Here is a 19,038-nt window from a genome sequence, read left to right on the forward strand (position 1 = left end):
ATGGGCTTATAGCTCAGCTGGTTAGAGCGCACGCCTGATAAGCGTGAGGTCGATGGTTCGAGTCCATTTAAGCCCACTCTGGGGGTATAGCTCAGTTGGGAGAGCACCTGCCTTGCAAGCAGGGGGTCACGAGTTCGAATCTCGTTATCTCCACGAAAACATAGGACAAGCGGTCTGGTTTTTAAAAACGTTCATGAAGAACTTGTTCTTCAATGAAAGGTTTTGAAAACGGAAGGACATTCGCAGAATGTCCGTGATGAAGTAAGCGAAGCTTACGAATCGGACCGATATATTGAATCTTATGTTTTAACAAAAATAGAGTACAAGAGAGGAATGTTCCACTCCACTAGGACTCGCGGTTGAACCGCTCGTCAAGTGTCGGGAACCACTTTCGCACTAAGCTCGAAAGAACCTCGCTAAGTGCTCAATGTGTACCTTGAGAATTTCATACAGAAAGAAATAGAGATATTATTAATAAGCCATTAATAATTAACAAGACATCAAATAATCCAAGAAACGTTTCAAGAGATTGAAACAAACGCGAATCAAGTTATCGAAAGATAGCAACGGACCACAGCATATCAAGCTACGTATGCTGTAAGGTTAAGTTAGAAAGAGCGCAGGGTGGATGCCTTGGCACTGAGAGCCGAAGAAAGACGTGATAAGCTGCGAAAAGCTGCGGTAAGGAGCAAATATCCGATGACCCGCAGATATCTGAATGGGGAAACCCGGCTGAGTAAACCTCAGTCACCGTATACTGAATACATAGGTATACGGAGGGAACCCGCTGAACTGAAACATCTAAGTAGGCGGAGGAAGAGAAAGAAACATCGATTCCGTAAGTAGCGGCGAGCGAACGCGGAAGAGCCCAAACCGTTGTGCGTGCACGACGGGGTATGGACTGCGATATGGCAGTGTGGAAGATAGTAGAAGGGTCTGGGAAGTCCCGCCAGAGAGAGTGAAAGCCTCGTACATGAAATCAGAAACACGCCTAGCAGGATCCGGAGTACCACGAGACACGAGAAACCTTGTGGGAAGGCGGAGGGACCACCCTCCAAGGCTAAATACTACTCAGTGACCGATAGCGCATAGTACTGTGAAGGAAAGGTGAAAAGGACCCCGGGAGGGGAGTGAAAGAGAACCTGAAACCCTGTGTTTACAAGCTGTGGAACTGCGAATAAAGCAGAACCGCGTACTTTTTGTAGAACGGTCCGGCGAGTTTCTTGTGCTGGCGAGGTTAAGTACTTCAGGTACGGAGCCGAAGTGAAAGCAAGTGTTAATAGCACGTAAAGTCAGTATAAGAAGACCCGAAACCGGGTGATCTACCCATGTCCAGGTTGAAGTTGCCGTAAAAGGCAATGGAGGACCGAACGCACATCCGTTGAAAAGGGTGGCGATGAGGTGTGGGTAGGGGAGAAATTCCAATCGAACCCGGAGATAGCTGGTTCTCCTCGAAATAGCTTTAGGGCTAGCCTCGTATTAGTCTAGCGGAGGTAGAGCACTGAATATCCTAGGGGGCGTCAAAGCTTACCGAAGATTATCAAACTCCGAATGCCGCAGAGATGATGTACGGGAGTCAGACTGCACGAGATAAGTTGGGTAGTCAAAAGGGAAAGAGCCCAGACCATCAGCTAAGGTCCCAAAGTGTGTGTTAAGTGGTAAAGGATGTGGGATTTCGAAGACAACTAGGATGTTGGCTCAGAAGCAGCCATACATTCAAAGAGTGCGTAATAGCTCACTAGTCGAGAGGTCCTGCGCCGAAAATGTCCGGGGCTAAAACACACCACCGAAGCTATGGAATGTGAAAACATTGGTAGAGGAGCATTCTTAACGTGACGAAGCTGTACCGGAAGGAGCAGTGGAGTGTTAAGAAGAGAGAATGCCGGAATGAGTAGCGAGATTTAAGTGAGAATCTTAAAGGCCGAATATCTAAGGTTTCCAGGGTAAAGCTGATCTTCCCTGGGTAAGTCGGGGCCTAAGGCGAGGACGAAAGTCGTAGTCGATGGATAACAGGTAGAAATTCCTGTACCACATACAAACAGAACTGTGGGGACGCAGAGAGAAAGCCAGAGCCGGAAATGGAAAAGCCGGTGCAAGCGAGGTATCCGTAAGGGAGGCAAATCCCCCTTACAAGGAGAAGACGTAATGCGGAGTGAACTATAAGTAACGAAGCTGGTGAGCTAGCTGCCAAGAAAAGCCGCTATTGTTTTGTATGTGCCCGTACCGTAAACCGACACAGGTGGATGAGGAGAGAATCCTAAGGCCGGCGGGAGAAGTGTTGTTAAGGAACTCGGCAAAATGACTCCGTAACTTCGGGAGAAGGAGTGCCATAGAGATATGGCCGCAGAGAAATGGCCCAAGCAACTGTTTAGCAAAAACACAGGTCTATGCAAAACCGAAAGGTGAGGTATATGGGCTGACGCCTGCCCGGTGCTGGAAGGTTAAGAGGAGAGCTTAGCGCAAGCGAAGGTTTGAATTTAAGCCCCAGTAAACGGCGGCCGTAACTATAACGGTCCTAAGGTAGCGAAATTCCTTGTCGGGTAAGTTCCGACCCGCACGAAAGGCGTAATGATTTGGGCACTGTCTCGACAACACACCCGGTGAAATTGAAATACCAGTGAAGATGCTGGTTACCTGCGCCAGGACGGAAAGACCCCATGGAGCTTTACTCCAGTTTGATACTGGGATTCGGTACTGTCTGTACAGGATAGGTGGGAAGCTAGGAAATGATGACGCCAGTTGTCATGGAGCTGACCTTGGGATACCACCCTTACAGTACTGGGTTTCTAACCTGCAGCCGTGACCCGGCTGGGGGACAATGTCTGACGGGGAGTTTGACTGGGGCGGTCGCCTCCGAAAGGGTATCGGAGGCGCTCAAAGGTTCCCTCAGAATGGTCGGAAACCATTCGAAGAGTGCAAAGGCAGAAGGGAGCTTGACTGCGACACCGACGGGTGGAGCAGGTACGAAAGTAGGACTTAGTGATCCGGTGGTATAACGTGGGATTGCCATCGCTCAACGGATAAAAGCTACCCTGGGGATAACAGGCTTATCACTCCCAAGAGTTCACATCGACGGAGTGGTTTGGCACCTCGATGTCGGCTCATCGCATCCTGGAGCTGTAGCAGGTTCCAAGGGTTGGGCTGTTCGCCCATTAAAGCGGTACGCGAGCTGGGTTCAGAACGTCGTGAGACAGTTCGGTCCCTATCCGGCGTGGGCGTAGGATATTTGAGAGGAGCTGTCCTTAGTACGAGAGGACCGGGATGGACGGACCGCTGGTGTATCTGTTGTTGACCAACAGCATGGCAGAGTAGCCAAGTCCGGCAGGGATAAACGCTGAAGGCATCTAAGCGTGAAGCCCCCCTCAAGATTAGATATCCCATTCTTTAAAGAAATAAGACCCCTTGAAGACTACGAGGTTGATAGGTCTGAGGTGTAAGTGCGGTAACGCATTCAGCTGACAGATACTAATAGGTCGAAGACTTATCCTGAGAGGTTCGAAAGATAAGCGGAAGAGATTGGAGAAAATGAAGTCGCAAGACTTTCTGTATGAAATTCTGAAGGTACATGAATAATAGAACATGTATCCATCAAACGTAAGATGTGAACGAAGTTTTGCTTGTTATCATCGAAGCGATTACCATATGGCCCGGTGGCTCAGCTGGTTAGAGCGCCGCCCTGTCACGGCGGAGGTCGTGGGTTCGAACCCCATCCGGGTCGCTTGCTTTAAGCAAAATTATATATGGGATCTTAGCTCAGCTGGGAGAGCATCTGCCTTACAAGCAGAGGGTCACAGGTTCGAGCCCTGTAGGTCCCATTTATAACATGAGGACGTTTAGCTCAGTTGGTTAGAGCAATCGGCTCATAACCGATCGGTCCTGGGTTCGAGTCCCCGAACGTCCACTACGTTTTTAAATTAATATGGCCTGGTGGCTCAGCTGGTTAGAGCGCCGCCCTGTCACGGCGGAGGTCGTGGGTTCGAACCCCATCCGGGTCGCTTGCGGAAACGCAAAAATTTCATATGGGATCTTAGCTCAGCTGGGAGAGCATCTGCCTTACAAGCAGAGGGTCACAGGTTCGAGCCCTGTAGGTCCCATTGTCCAAAGGACATGCCGGCGTGGCGGAACTGGCAGACGCACAGGACTTAAAATCCTGCGGGACTAACCTCCCGTACCGGTTCGATTCCGGTCGCCGGCATTAAAGTTAAAGCCTGAAACTTAAGTAAAATTAAAGGTTTCAGGCTTTTTTGTTGTGTAAAAATAATAAATAGGGGATTGTTATATATGAATGAACGATCGGTATATGTGCTAATTTGTACATTTGCCGGTCGTTTTGTACAAAGGTATTTTTTGTACAATATACTTGTGGTAAAGTGAATTTGCTGATAAGAAAAAATATATTGTTTCAAAATAACGAATTTATTTTTTCGAAGACACATAAGAAAATGTTTAATGCGAGGAGAGAAGAAAAAATGTTTACAAGAATGTCAAAAGGAGTACTTTGGGTATTGGTAGCAGCGGTTGTTATAGGTGGATTTGTGGGGATGGCTGAGGAAGTCGGAATAGGTCTGCTTATATGGCTGGGGGGACTTGTCCTGATCTGGGGACTTGGCGTATTTGTTGAACTGATTAACAATATTTTGGATATTAAGAAAATATTGCAATCAATATCATCTACAGGCTCTATGGGAAACTCAAATGTTGGATCATATGGCAGCATGGGTTACAACATGAATACTTCAAAACAGTCCGGTTGGAATGAGACAACATGGTATTGCAATCACTGTGGAACACCTAATAGTTCAGATGCAACAAGATGTGTAGGTTGTGGCACTCTGCGACCAAATAGTGGGAAACCCAGTCTGGCTTCGGCAGCGGCACAGATGGGTAATTCCAGAGAAACGCAGACAGGATGGTACTGCAGATATTGTGGTTCAAAGAATAATGCGACATCAAGGGTTTGTATTGGGTGTGGTAAAGATAAATAAAAAGTTAAAGAGTTCTGATCCTGTAATTGCAGGGTAGAGAAGCAACAGATAGCAGCTGACAGACCTGTTGTAAAATGACCGGCAGATGTTAATTTGTACATCTACCGGTCGTTTTGTACATATCCATTTTATTATGAATTTAATATGGTAGGATATTAATTGTCGATACAGGAAATCGTAGATATGGTGTTTATCTGCTATGGTTAGACAGATTAGATTGGGAGAGGAAAAGGTACATTATGAGGCGATATAAGGGATTGCTGTTAGCGGGAGTTATATGTATAGCTTGCAGCATGAGTGCTTGTCAGAGAACAGTCAAAGATGAAACGAGGACGACAGATTCAATAATTAGTGAAAATGCAGATGAACATATGGATGAAACGAATAGTGAAGTGAAATCAGAAGGATTATAACTTCTGTGATATAAAATATAAGTAAAATTGAAATCCTGTGAAGAGAATAACATTCAATGAAAAATTTTGAAAGATAAGTTCTCTTTACAGGATTTTTTGGAGGGCGTTGATGTATCATCTTATCTTTCATTAAAGAACAGTGGCGTAAAATATTATGATTACGACGGAAATGAACTTGGAAATGTGGAATATTTTACATCCTTCAAATCCTGTGGTGTCAATTATATAAGACTTCGTGTCTGGAATGATCCATATGATTCTGACGGGAATGGTTATGGCGGAGGAAATAATGATCTGGCATCTGCAATCACAATGGGTAAATGGGCATCCGAAGCAGGGCTTAAGGTACTGATTGATTTTCATTATTCTGATTTCTGGGCAGATCCTGCAAAGCAGAAAGCTCCAAAGGCGTGGGCAGAATATTCATTTGAGGACTGTCAGGGGTAAATAGAAATAAACTATCTTTTTCGGATGGGGCATGGTAGAATGAATCTTACATGGCAGTTTTTAGAGAAAAAACTGTAAAAGAAGAACTTATAAAGGGAGGTTATATTACAAAATGAAAAAGAAAAGAAGCTTATGGATAACACTTGCGGCAGTGGCCTGTATATGTGTATCGATGTTATTTGGTTCGGCAGCCACTGCAAAAGCAGAGGGTGAAGGACAGGAATATACATATACGGATGCTACGTTGTTTGTTTGTGGTGCTGATGGTGTGGTTACTGCTTATGCAGGAGACAGAAATGTAAAAGAGATTGTGGTTCCGCAGACGATCGGTGGTGTGACAGTTACAGGAATCGGGGCAGAAGTATTTAAAGATATGACAGAGCTGGAGTTTACAGCAGTGCCTGATACTGTAATATCATTTGGTGATTTTGCATTTAGCGGATGTAGTAAACTGAATACGATCTATCCGTATCAGCCGGTGCTTGATTCTGTGACAGGGGTGGATACCGGGAAGTTTGTTATCTTGAATTCCGAACAGAATGTCGGAAAAGTTATAACACTTCCGACAAATCTGAATCAGATCGGTACAGGCGCATTCGCGGGTTGTACTTCTGTTGGCAAGTTTGCTGTTGCAGATGCAAATGCATATTTTACAACACATGCATGGGATCGTGCATGGACACAGCAGCCAAATGATAATTCCGGTGATGAGGTAGTGACGAATCCTAAAAATACAGGTGAAGTTTTGTTAAGTAAAGATGGAACGATAATGTATCGTCTGGCACCTGCCTTCCATTATACGGGAAATGGTCTTTATAATATACCGGAGACAGTTGTGACTCTTCTGCCATATGCCTGCGAGCAGGTGTCATTAAACGGAGGATTTGTAATTCCTGCATCCGTGCAGGTTATAGGAGATTATGCATTCTATAAGTGCGGGAATCTGAATACAGTAAAATTTGCTGAGGGTTCCCAGACATCCACGATCGGAGCGTATGCATTTGCATATAATAATAATTTACAGAAATCAGATATAACAGACGGGGCTTCGTGCTTTACACTTCCGACCGGTGTGACATCTATCGGGGAGTATTGCTTTGCTTATTGCCAGAATATTGTGATTGATATATCAAAGACAAAACTTGAAGTTATTCCTGATTATGCATTTTATGAGAGCGACAACCTTCATGAGTTGCAGACACCTGTAACATTACGAAAGGTTGGAGCTTATGCATTTTATGGCTGCAACAATCTGAATGAAGTGAAATTCCTTGGAAAGACTTTAGAGGAGATCGGAACAGGAGCATTTAAGACCTGCAATAATCTTCATATTGTAGATATTCCGGAAGGTGTCACGGCGATTGCAGACGGAACCTTTGATGGATGTCAGAATCTGAATACTATAAAACTTCCGGACAGCTTAAAAACGATTGGTGATAATGCATTTAAGGATTGCAGAAATATTCATGAGATGGTGATTCCTCCAAATGTATCTCATGTATCTAAGAACAGCTTTGCCGGAGCAAATCAGAATGACATAGATACATCAAAGAACCAGTACATCCAGAAATTTGTAAAAGCAAAGCTTCCGGATGTCGGTGAGAAATTCACAGTCGGAAATCTGAAATATAAGATAACAAAGTCTCACAAGACGAAAGGAATGGTAGCGTTATATGGAACTAAGGGTAAGTCATTAAAGACAGCTAAGGTTCCGGCTACGATCATGTATAAGGGTTATAAATTCAAGGTTACATCGATTGGAAATAATGCATTCAAGAACTGTAAAAAGTTAAAAACAGTGAAGCTTGGAAGCAATGTCAAATCAATCGGTAAGAATGCATTTTACGGATGCAAGAAGCTGACAGGTGTTACCCTGAATGCCAAGCTGACTACGATTGGTAATGGAGCATTTACAAAGTGTATCGCACTGAAGAAGATCACTATTCCTGCAAAGGTTACAAAGATCGGAAGCAAAGCTTTTTACGGTGACAGTAAATTGAAGACGATTACGATCAAGAGCAGTAAGATCAAGTCAAAGAAGATTGGAAAATCAGCATTTGCAAAGATCAATAAAAAGGCTACGATCAGAGTTCCCAAGAAGAAGCTTTCAGCATATAAGAAGATCATCAGAAGTGCCGGAGCGGCAAAGAGCGTAAAGATTAAGAAATAAAGATCCATTCCTTTAATAACAGAACGAATATATATATTCTGTCAGGATAACAAAAGCCCCGCGGCAGGTAATGCCACGGGGCGAAGGAAGGGAATCTATGAAAAATGAAAGTAAGCAATAATTATAAAGTGTGTATCTGATATTCAGGTATGCACTTTTTTAGATATGAGGACATACAGTCGAAAACGCTTGCTCTGACCACATTTTCGGTGATGCCCTCTTGGTTTTGTTTTCCTTTGATGGTATTCATATTAAAGGATAAATGTGTTTATTCTATGTTCAGGGTGTCAATGAATTGTGAAAAGAACACATAAAAAATGCATGTTTTAACGGGATTAACGTGCGGTATAAAATGATTTACAGGTTGCGTTTATTCGTGGTATGATAAAGAAGCCTGCAGGGAGCAGGAAAATAAAAAGGTTATGGAAAACACAGGAGGAAAAGAAAATGGTAGTAGTAAATACAGAAAATATACCGGGAAGAGAGTATCAGGTGATCTCATTGGTAACAGGTTGTTGTGTTATGTGTAAGAATATCGGAAAAGATATCGGTGCATCCTTTCGTAATATGGTAGGAGGAGAAATGCAGGCGTATACACAGATGATGGCTGATGCAAAAGATAAGGCGATTTCGTATATGATCAATCAGGCTATGAGCATGGGAGCAGATGCGATCGTAAATGTCAGATTTGCTTCAACAACAATTGTTGCCGGTGGCGCAGAAATTCTTGTTTCCGGAACAGCAGTGAAGTTTACAGCTTAACAGATTGATTTCTACACAGTGTTAGAAATGGAGGAGTATATGAAGAAACCAAAACATGAGCTAATGACATTTGTTGCCGGAATCGTTATGCTGGTAGCAGGGTTATTTATATTGTCTCAGAAAGTAATTGTATCATCCAGTTTCTTTTCTTCATTTGGAGGATTGTCAATCTGGGGAGCAAGAGTCAGTTCCGGTATGGTAGTGATTCCGTTGATCATTGGAATTGTATGGATGTTTATGACAGATTCATTTGCATCAAAGGTTTTTTCTGCATTGGCAGGACTTTTGATCGTAATAGCAGTTATTTTGTCAACAAATATTCATCTTACCAGTATGACATTATTTGATTGGCTGTTAATTCTGGTACTGATCTTTGGAGGACTTGGGTTTGTAGGCAGAGTGCTTCTGGCAGACAGAAAAAATGATGAGGTTGATCCACGAGAAGAAATGTACAGAGAAATGTATGGAGAATCGATGGATAAAAAATCAAAGAGAAGAAGAAAATAGGATTTTGTATATTCCGTTGGAAACGGGAGAATTTAAAGGGAAAGACTATTACAAATAAACTATAAGAAAGAGATGAGTGATATGCCTTATTTTTATTTTGACCCAACGTATATTTTAGTTCTGATCGGAGTTGTTCTGTCTCTGATCGCATCTGCTCAGGTGAAATCGGCGTATAAGAAATATGAGAAAGTATCGACAAGATCAGGATTTACTGCAGAGCAGGTGGCAGCAATGATCCTCAGAAATGCAGGAATTACAGATGTGGCGATTCGACCGATCGCAGGCGAATTAACGGATAACTATAATCCCAAGGAGCATACACTGAACCTGTCACAGAATGTATATGGTTCCAGGTCGATTGCAGCAATAGGCGTAGCAGCACATGAGTGTGGTCATGCAATTCAACATGCGGAAGGATATGTACCGCTTAGCTTTCGTTCGGCGATCGTGCCTGTTGTAAGCATTGGTTCTACATTATCATGGCCATTGATCCTAATCGGTTTACTGATCCCGAGACTGGACGTATGTATTACATTCGGAATCATTTTGTTCTCGCTGGTCGTTGTATTCCAGTTCGTAACATTGCCGGTTGAGTTCAATGCTTCGGGCAGAGCCATTGCAATCTTAAGAAATGGCGGCTTTATGACGGAAGAAGAACTTGGCGGTGCTAAGAGAGTTTTAACTGCCGCGGCACTTACTTATGTGGCAGCAATGGTAACAGCGATTCTTCAACTCGTACGTCTGCTGTTGCTTACAAATAGAAGAAGATAATCAAAAAGTAAATATCGTGTGTTTTGGTAGAGCCCATTATAAGAATGCCGGAATATAATAAAAAACGTGATCGAAAGGTAAAGACAGTGGTGTTAAGAGATAACTGTCATGATCTTTCCGGTCGCGTTTTTATTTTGTAAAAAGGAATGGATACAGGAAAGCGTATGGGTTTATATAGGAATACTCGGTATATGTCAGCAGTGTATAGTACAAATTATACAAATAAAATGCTGAAATTAGTAAAAATACCTAAAAATATGTTGCAAAATTGTGAATAGTATTTATAAAAATTATGTGCTACAATATCCGTGGTGTGATAAATTTGGATAGTTTCTCACAAAATTAATACGAAATTGTGCAATAAATTAGAAGATTACACAAAAATATGCCCAAGGTATCACAACCGGAAACATAATGACATTGCCAGTTATCCCAAGGGGTTGGATAACTGGCAATTTATAGTATATCAACGTATACACAGGAATTGGCGGAATGCGGTTCCGGACAGCAATGAATGGAGGACAGAATGAGAAAACGAAACATGAGAGGATATGTAGCAGGATTTGCTCTTGCGGCAGGATTATGCATAACGCAGGGAATACCTGCACATGCAGCAACCGAAGTACAGAGCGACAGCGGAACGGATCAAAGCTATGAGACAGCAGATCCGTCGAGGGGAGTTACCTATATAAAGAATGATTCGGGGAATACGTTGGGAATTAACCTGAATGGTAATTCTGCCGTCATTCGTATGTCTGAGAATTCTACGTCAGATAAGGAATGTATTAACATATATAATGATAAGAACAGGAATGGAAAGGTTGATGAAGGAGAGACAGCATTTATGCTGGATGGAAGTGCGGATATCATCTGTTCCGGCGGAATGCCGATCTATGGTCTCTATCAGCAGAAGTATGATAAACCGATGGCGATCACGGTGGATGGAGCGGATATCGGATGCGTGAAGGGGATATATGAAAGTTTACTGGATTCGGAGAGCAATTCTCAGCCGGCTTTAAAGCTTCAGATTATGAATTCTGTGCAAATTTCTGCCGTAGTGGCTGCGGAGAAATCACAGATAAACGGAGATGTAGAAGTCACCGTTGGCACTGGATGTGAACTCGGTAGTCTGGTAGCAGCCCGGACAGCTTCTGTATCCGGTAATGCAGCAGTAAATCTGAATGGTGGTTCATATGAAGTTGTCCAGATCCTACATGAAGGAGCAGAGGTTCAGAAAGATTTGGACATTACATTTCAGGGTATTACCTTGAAAAATGGTGTAGGTAGTTCCGTTGCATCATCCGGTTGTAAGGTGCTGGGAAATGTAAATTTTGATGCAGACGGAGTAAATGCGGAAAGTAGCAGCAGTGCATCCTTTGCTGTATTGGATGGCGCAAACTGTAGCGGAGATCTGAATGTTACATTAAAGAATTATACAGGATCGGACTGGACATTCTATGGCGCTAAAAATAACAGTTATGTTAAGGGAAACCTTGACGTACAGATCCTTGGAGGCAGCGGAACCTTTGGCAGCATCTATGGCACTATGCAGACTGTCGTAGAGGGAACAGCTAATATCCGGATAAAGGATTGTAATTGTAAGGGCGCAATTTACGGTGATTATGCGGGCGCTTTTTTAAGCAGAAAGAATCCTGCTGACGGAACATATGCTGTGACTATATCGATTGATGGATGTACGGCAAAGGGTATTGTATATGGTCAGGTATATGCACAGCAGGTTTATTCTCTGAAAATGAATATAACAAATATAGATGCTACCGGGTGTAATATCTATGGATTCCAGTCAGGGACAACTAATGTAATGGGACAGACTGATATCAGTATGAGTAACTGTAAGGGAAGTCTTATTTATGGATACAATGGATACAATTCAGAGAATAAGAAAGATGAAGAAACACTGACAGTTACAATAAAAAAGTGTATTGTATCAGGAACACTTTTTGGTATAAATCAGGGCTATTTTGAAAAAGATTGTATACTTCATACGTCAGAAAATATTTTTAATAGTTATACCGGATTTTGCGGCATTACTGTTGAGAAGAATGTAGAGCTTATATCTGCCAATGAAAATGACAGCTCAATTCTGGATGCAAATGGTGATCCATTGATTGATTCCTGTTCATTTGCGGCAAATGGATATTATGATATTACCAATAGTATAACCGTAAATGGTAATTTTACAGTAGAAATGACAGGAGTCCGTACTAACTCATTAACAATAGTTGGATCTTCTTATCTGTATGGTGATTCAAAATATACGATAAAAGACAGTGAAATTACAGGACGCTCACCAAATACACTTACATTTGCAGATAATATTTCACGGGCAACTGAAAATACAACAACGGTTCTGATCGATAATACAGATTTCAGTGCCTTGAGTGCTCTTAGTTTTGGTAATCAGCTAGCGGATGGGCAGATCCTGACTATGACAGTTAAGGATAACTGTAAGCTTCCTGTAAATTATTATGTAACACCAAATAGAAATCAGACAGGCTCTGCTGTAGTGACAATCGGAAATGATGTGTATTATGGTGGAATTGTTACACTGAAGGAAGATGTAACAGCAGATAATGTTTATTTTGGTACATATGCAAATTATAGTAGTGGATATGCTACTGTTTTAATCCCGGATAATGTGACGGTAACAGCAAATGAAAATATCTATATACCATATTTTGCAAAGGTATTGAATAAGGGTACTTTGACAGCAAAAACAATAAAGAATCTTACTTCATCTTCGGAATCCAAGATATATCTGAATGGGGGAACGATTCAGGCAGAGAAAAAGGAAGTTGAGATCTATTATCCGATCAGTCTTGAATATGATGAGAAAGCAAGTCGGGTATCGATCAGTTCCAATGAAACGATATCATTAGATCCGGATGTTTATTATGGTAAAAACGGACAGACCATTAGTGTATATCCATCATATATGAAAGGCTATAATCTGGTGTCGGTTGTTTTAAAGAAAGCATCAGAAACACAGGCATCAGAACTGGCAGAAATCAGGGGTAATTACAGTTTTGATATGCCGGATGAACCGGTGACGGTTATTGTCACAGCTGAAGGGAAACAAATTACTATAAAAAAGACAGCTGCAGATCCATGTGCTGTATTGAATACGACATACACGGCAGACAAACCGTTATATGATCTGACCAGACTTATGATCTTTGACGATGCAGAAGAAGGTACAGTTAGATATACAGAGGATGCTGTTTATACACTTCCGGAAGGTTTGAAGATAGAGGATGGAAAGCTCGTCGGAACACCTTCTACATTGTACGAGGACGGAAAACGTGTAGATATCCATGTTACAGCAAAAAACGGAACAGAGGCTGTACTAAAACTGAATGTTATCGTGTCCACAAAACAGCAGATGCAGGAAAGTACAGCCGAACGATTGACAATAGATGAACAAAAGAAAGAGATTTGTCTGAACGGCATGTCGGCAGTAATTCAGCAGACCGGATCGCTGGATGACGGAACGATCCTTACCGGTATCTTTGCAGACGATGATCTGGATGGTAAGGCAGATGGCAAACAGGCAATATATAGTGGAGATCTGTCAGCGTATACAATTTATGGAATTTCCGGCGTAGATTCATGGAATTATCCGGTAAAGATCACAGTACTTAGTGGCACAGTAGGAACTATTTATGGAGAGTCGAATGCCACCATTACATATCCTGAGAAAAATGCTCTTATATTAGAAATCCAAGGCGGTACGGTAGATAATGTGTACGGCATGGGATCAGGAACTGTTGGTGGATATGTATATATCAGAAAAGGGGAAAATGCAACAGCAAATGTTGCTATAAAAAATTCTTCAACTTATACAGAGCCGACAGGATCACTGCTTGATAATAATGGCGTGGTATCCATAGGCGGAAAGTATCATTCATATGATAAGATTTCGGCTGCGTCCATAGAGGTAAAAGATTATGCCAACATAATATTTGATGAAGCTGTTGAACTGACAGGAACATTGACAGTAGGCAGTGGAACAAAGGTTACCTTTAACAGTAGTGTAAAAGCAGATAAATTTGCTAAAACAGGCAGCATTTATGCAGAAGAATGGTTTTATTCCAAAGCGGAGTTTGAAACATTTGCACCAGGTTACTCATGGGTACATATTGAAAAGACAGCGACCCTGACCGCAGATACGATTCAGACAGATAATACATCGGGAATAATTTATCATAAAGGTGTTGTTTCGGCAAAGAGCTGTTCTAATAAGGCAAAGTGGATTGTGGCAGGAGCATTTGCGGATGGAACGGATATCAGTGGCTGGTCAAATCTGTATTTCAAGATAACTGCATCATCTAATCTTGGAAGTGATCCATTTAATTATGCAGATTATTGGTACTTTCTTACCAGAGAGGACGGCAATGGATCAGATTATTTCCTATGCGGAAATATAACACAGCATGTTAAATATAAAGATATAGCAGGATATACAGCTGTATTATCTTTAAATGATGGAGATGCTGTGGAAGGAACAAACGGAAGATGTTTGATGGCAATACCGCAGGAAGAAATGACATTATACGTTTCTTATATTCCAAAGCAGATCAGCTGCAAGAAGCTGTATGCAGATCCGGCAGTAGTGAAGGGAACAGAGTATACTACAGAAAATCCGGCATATGATCTGAGTCAGATCAAGATTGAAAATGATACAACAGCACAGTACGGATCGACAAAGAAATATAAGATCAAGGAAGGCTCAAAGCTTCCTGAGGGGTTAACCCTAGATGGTGATCAGGTAGTTGGTACACTTGCAGATACGGCAGAAACGACAGAGACTACCTTCCGTATCACAGGAAGAAATGGTTCTGTAGCAGAGTGTAAGATTTTATTTACGGTAGAAGAAGCCGGATATAAAGAAACAGATCTGAATGAGGAACTGGATGTAAAAGCATATAGTGATATTGACCTGAAGGGCCATTCTGTTGTAATCCTTCCGGATGAATCGGACAGCACGGGCAAGAAGGTATCTATTTATCCGGATGATGATCATGATGGCATTGCAGATAATGGAAAGGTATTAAAGATAGGTGGAAAAAGCTCATATGATCTGAGCAGCCGTTCTATCTATGGTTATAAAGATACAACTCCATACAAAGGAGATGTCACTATCTATATGTATGGTGGAAGCATCGGTAGATTATATGGAGCTAAGGGATCATCAAAGAGTGAAAGCAACCTTGCACAGGTCGATGGTACAGTCGGATTATTTATTAAGGGTGGTCAGATATCCTATGAGACAGCTGTAGCATATTATGCGAATGTAAAGAAAGCAGAACTTTATGCTACAGACGGTAAAATGTACCGATATGTATATGGCTTGAACACTGCAACGGCCGATGAACTGGTATTCCGGTTTACAGATCAGGCACAGATGGTACAGACATCTTTACAAGAAGAATATAAGATGTATATTGCATCGCAGAGTACAGTAAATAAAAATGCAGAGATCACGGTTGGCGCATCGGGAAGCCGGTATGCATTTGCAAATTATAATGGTAACCAGATCAGTGGCAAATCATCTGCATATGGATTTTCCAAGAGTACTGTAAACGGAAATGTAAATTACGATGTTGTCGGAAACTGGCAGCTTGGCGGAAGTGGAACAAATATTGTGTCCTATGATTCGGAGATCAAGGGTGATCTGAATGTATTGATTAACACGAATTCATATGGCATATATGGAAATGACGGATTCTATACGACCGGTTCACTGGTTAGACAAGGATCAGTGAATAATTTAAATGTTACAGATAAGACAGGAGCAAATGGTTATGTCTTAGCTGCTGACTGTACATTGAATAATGTTCGTGTGAAACGTACCGTAAGTGGTTCCGTCAGAGGACAGGTTACATATCTGAGTGGTAAATGTACGATAAATGAAAGCTTCTATGCTGAAGCTTATATTGACAAGAAGCTGGATGTATGTATTGGCGGAATCTATACCATTAATAAAGATATCTCTGCCAGGGATCTGAAAACTCTGGACGGAGCAGAAGTTACGATTGCTGATGGCGTATCCGTCGATTATACAGGGGATGCCGAATTATATGGAACATTGACCAATAATGGAACATTTACTTGTAAGGGTGATAAAAATTCAAAAACAACATTAGCGGGAACATTTACAAATGCAGGTGAAGTTACTCTGTGGAGCGCAACGACATTAACGATTAACAGTTCGGCCGCATTTATCAATAAAGCGGATGCATCCTTCTGGTTTGGTAAACTGACGAATTCAGGAAAGATCATTAATGATGGTGTTTTACAGCAGGGTGTAAGTACAACTTCAATCGGAAATGGTGTGATTCTTACTTCCAGGATACCGGAAATGGGAGCTTCGTCATTATCATATTATTCAACAATTTATTATAAAGCAGAGTTGATATATCCGGAATTCTGCTTTGAGGATGCGGATAAGGCGCCGGTTTCAATCGCACCGATAACAGCCTCCTATATGAAGACTTCCGGTATTGAAGGCGATGATTCCGTCTACATCAAGGGTGGTGTGGCCGTAACGGTAACTGTTTCCGGAACACCTGTAGAGGGGCTGACAGTAGATACGATCACATACAAAAATGGCGGCAATACAATGACCAAGCAGAATGAGACCTTATGGACTGCTAATATGCCATATGCGCCGGATGCGTTTACGATAAATATGAAGAATGATACCGCTACAGTCATAACACTTGATAAGACAGAGGATATGGTAGATACCGCAGTTGTAGGTGTTACAACAACAGCTGATAAACCGCTGTATGATCTGACCACTTTAAAAATCACAAATGACATTGACAGTGAAACTGCAAAGGTTGTTTATTCTCTGGATAACGGATCGATACTTCCTTCCGGTCTGGAATTAAAGAATGGAAAGATTTACGGAACACCGAAGAAAGCGTCCGAGACGGAACAGACTGTAACGATCAAGGTATGCGGTAAGAATCAGACAGTTGCAGCATTTAAGCTGACATTTGCAAAGGTTGCCAAGGGAACACCGGTTATGGAAACTCCTGGCATATGTTACGGTATTGCAGGTAAGACGCTGGAAAGCGTAACACTTCCGACATCAAAGTTAGGTACATATGAATGGGCAGATGCCGAGACGATTATTACAAAGGCAGGAACAGAAGTGTACGATGCATATTTTGTTCCTGAAGATACAGCTAATTATGATTGGAGCAAGGCAAATATTGCGGAAGATGCTTATGAAGTATTGGCAAATGGATCTGTAAGGATCAAAGTGAAACTTACAGTGAAATCAGAGAAACAGATTCCGACATATACAGTTCCGACAGATTTGAAGGGAACATATGGACAGACGCTTGCAGATGTAACAATTCCGGAGACAGAAGATGGAACATTTGCATGGGTAGATGACAGCATTTCCCTTGGGGAGGTAGGAAGCCGATCATTTAAGGCAGTCTATACTCCGAAAAACGGAGATATTTATGAAAATGCAGAGGATATTACAATTACAGTAATGGTTGAACCTGCAAAACCGGGATTCAAGCCTGAACTTGATGCGATAACGGTGAAGCAGGGAACCGTATTAGGGGATGTAGAGCTTCCGGATGTTGAAGGCGGCTATTACTACTGGTATACAGCAAAAACAACTGTTATAAATGAAGCGGGAGATTATAAGGTATGTTATAAGCCGAGTGATATCACAAATTATGATTGGACAGAAACTGCTGGATGGAGCAATGCTCATAAGGGTATTATCCTGTCAGTAAGAATCCTGGTTGGTGAGGAACATGCTCATACATTTGTCTGGAAGTCAGATGCAACGAAGCACTGGAAAGAATGTACATGCGGAGATAAGACAGAAGCAGAAGAACATACATTTAATGCCGGAGAGATCACGAAGGCTCCAACAACAACGGCAACCGGTATTAAGACCTATGAATGTACAGTCTGCGGTTATCAGAAGCAGGAAATTCTGCCAAAGAAGGAGGAGACTCCGGATCCTGATAAGCCGAACCCGGTTGATCCGACACCTGACAATCCAAACCCGGTTGATCCGACACCTGACAATCCAAATCCGGTTGGTCCGAATCCCGGAACACCGGAAGTTACGGATATCAGCAAGGCAGTTGTATCCGGTATCGTGAACAAAGCATATACCGGAAAAGCACAGGTACAGTCCAAGCTTACGGTATCATTAGGCGGTAAGGTTCTTACAGCAGGAAAAGATTATGTAGTGGCTTACAAGAATAATAAGAATGCTGGAAAGGCAACCATGACCATCAAGGGACAGAATGGTTATACCGGCATATTAAGCAAGACATTTAATATTACGATCAGTAAGGGAAAGACCTATGTAGTAAAGAGTGTGAAGTATAAAGTGACCAAGGCAGCTACAAATGGCAAGGGAACCGTTACGGTAACAGGAAGCTCTTATAAGAAGACAAATAAGAAGTTTAAGACCTTGAAGCTTGGCAAGACAGTCAAGATCGGTGGTATCTCTTATAAGATTACAGCGGTTAATAAGAATGCATTTAAGGGTTATAAATATCTGAAGTCCGTAACGATAGGAGATAATATAACGACGATCGGTAACAGTGCATTTGAAGGATGTAAGGCACTTACAACCGTTAAACTCGGTAAGGGTGTGACAAAGCTTGGAAGTAAGGTATTCTATAAGGATGCAAAGCTTAAGAATATTACGATCACATCAAAGAAGCTTAAGACAGTTGGTAAGAACGTATTTAACGGTATTCATAAAAAACCGGTTGTAAAACTTCCGAAGAGTAAGTATACTAAGTATGTGAAACTTTTGAAGAAAGCGAAGATGCCTTCAAAGGTAACATATAAGAAGATAAAATAAAAGCTGTGAATATGTTCTCATGATAGATGATCATATGACAATTTCATAGTATAAGGTGAAAGGCCACCGGAGTATCGAATGCCAGTTCATGGAATTTCTGGG

At 41.9% G+C, this 19,038-nt stretch carries 8 protein-coding genes, 8 tRNA genes and 1 rRNA gene; all 17 read left to right on the forward strand.

Going from position 1 to position 19,038, the window contains the following annotated elements:
* Window positions 1-2 precede the first annotated feature (2 nt).
* A tRNA-Ile gene (locus tag GT641_RS02780) sits at window positions 3-76 on the forward strand.
* Between the two features lie 4 nt (window positions 77-80).
* Window positions 81-153 (forward strand) — tRNA-Ala (locus GT641_RS02785).
* A 448-nt stretch (window positions 154-601) separates the two neighbouring features.
* Window positions 602-3,489: ribosomal RNA gene (locus tag GT641_RS02790) — 23S ribosomal RNA — on the forward strand.
* A gap of 155 nt (window positions 3,490-3,644) precedes the next feature.
* Window positions 3,645-3,718 (forward strand) — tRNA-Asp (locus GT641_RS02795).
* Between the two features lie 24 nt (window positions 3,719-3,742).
* A tRNA-Val gene (locus tag GT641_RS02800) sits at window positions 3,743-3,815 on the forward strand.
* Window positions 3,816-3,827: 12 nt separating this feature from the next.
* A tRNA-Ile gene (locus GT641_RS02805) sits at window positions 3,828-3,901 on the forward strand.
* A 20-nt stretch (window positions 3,902-3,921) separates the two neighbouring features.
* Window positions 3,922-3,995, forward strand: a tRNA-Asp gene (locus GT641_RS02810).
* Window positions 3,996-4,021: 26 nt separating this feature from the next.
* Window positions 4,022-4,094: transfer RNA gene (locus tag GT641_RS02815), tRNA-Val, on the forward strand.
* A gap of 15 nt (window positions 4,095-4,109) precedes the next feature.
* Window positions 4,110-4,195: transfer RNA gene (locus GT641_RS02820), tRNA-Leu, on the forward strand.
* Window positions 4,196-4,469: 274 nt separating this feature from the next.
* Window positions 4,470-4,985 (forward strand): Ran-binding zinc finger domain-containing protein, encoded by a 516-nt coding sequence (locus tag GT641_RS02825; protein ID WP_161116773.1) that lies wholly within the window; start codon window positions 4,470-4,472, stop codon window positions 4,983-4,985.
* Window positions 4,986-5,224: 239 nt separating this feature from the next.
* Window positions 5,225-5,398, forward strand: coding sequence for a hypothetical protein (locus tag GT641_RS02830; protein ID WP_161116774.1), 174 nt, complete (start codon window positions 5,225-5,227; stop codon window positions 5,396-5,398).
* Between the two features lie 66 nt (window positions 5,399-5,464).
* Window positions 5,465-5,845, forward strand: coding sequence for a glycosyl hydrolase 53 family protein (locus GT641_RS02835; protein ID WP_192919789.1), 381 nt, complete (start codon window positions 5,465-5,467; stop codon window positions 5,843-5,845).
* 112 nt (window positions 5,846-5,957) lie between these two features.
* Entirely contained in the window at window positions 5,958-8,015 is a 2,058-nt protein-coding gene (locus tag GT641_RS02840) for a leucine-rich repeat domain-containing protein (protein WP_161116775.1), read from the forward strand.
* A gap of 447 nt (window positions 8,016-8,462) precedes the next feature.
* Complete coding sequence (locus GT641_RS02845) at window positions 8,463-8,777, forward strand: YbjQ family protein (protein ID WP_044944604.1); 315 nt, start codon at window positions 8,463-8,465, stop codon at window positions 8,775-8,777.
* 39 nt (window positions 8,778-8,816) lie between these two features.
* A complete protein-coding gene (locus GT641_RS02850) occupies window positions 8,817-9,284 on the forward strand; it encodes a hypothetical protein (protein ID WP_049941074.1) in 468 nt (155 codons plus the stop codon).
* A gap of 72 nt (window positions 9,285-9,356) precedes the next feature.
* Complete coding sequence (locus tag GT641_RS02855) at window positions 9,357-10,055, forward strand: zinc metallopeptidase (RefSeq protein WP_347562831.1); 699 nt, start codon at window positions 9,357-9,359, stop codon at window positions 10,053-10,055.
* Window positions 10,056-10,581: 526 nt separating this feature from the next.
* Window positions 10,582-18,936, forward strand: coding sequence for a leucine-rich repeat domain-containing protein (locus GT641_RS02860; protein WP_161116777.1), 8,355 nt, complete (start codon window positions 10,582-10,584; stop codon window positions 18,934-18,936).
* Window positions 18,937-19,038 lie beyond the last annotated feature (102 nt).

The sequence above is a fragment of the Clostridium sp. BIOML-A1 genome, assembly GCF_009874105.1.
GTDB lineage: Bacteria > Bacillota > Clostridia > Lachnospirales > Lachnospiraceae > Coprococcus.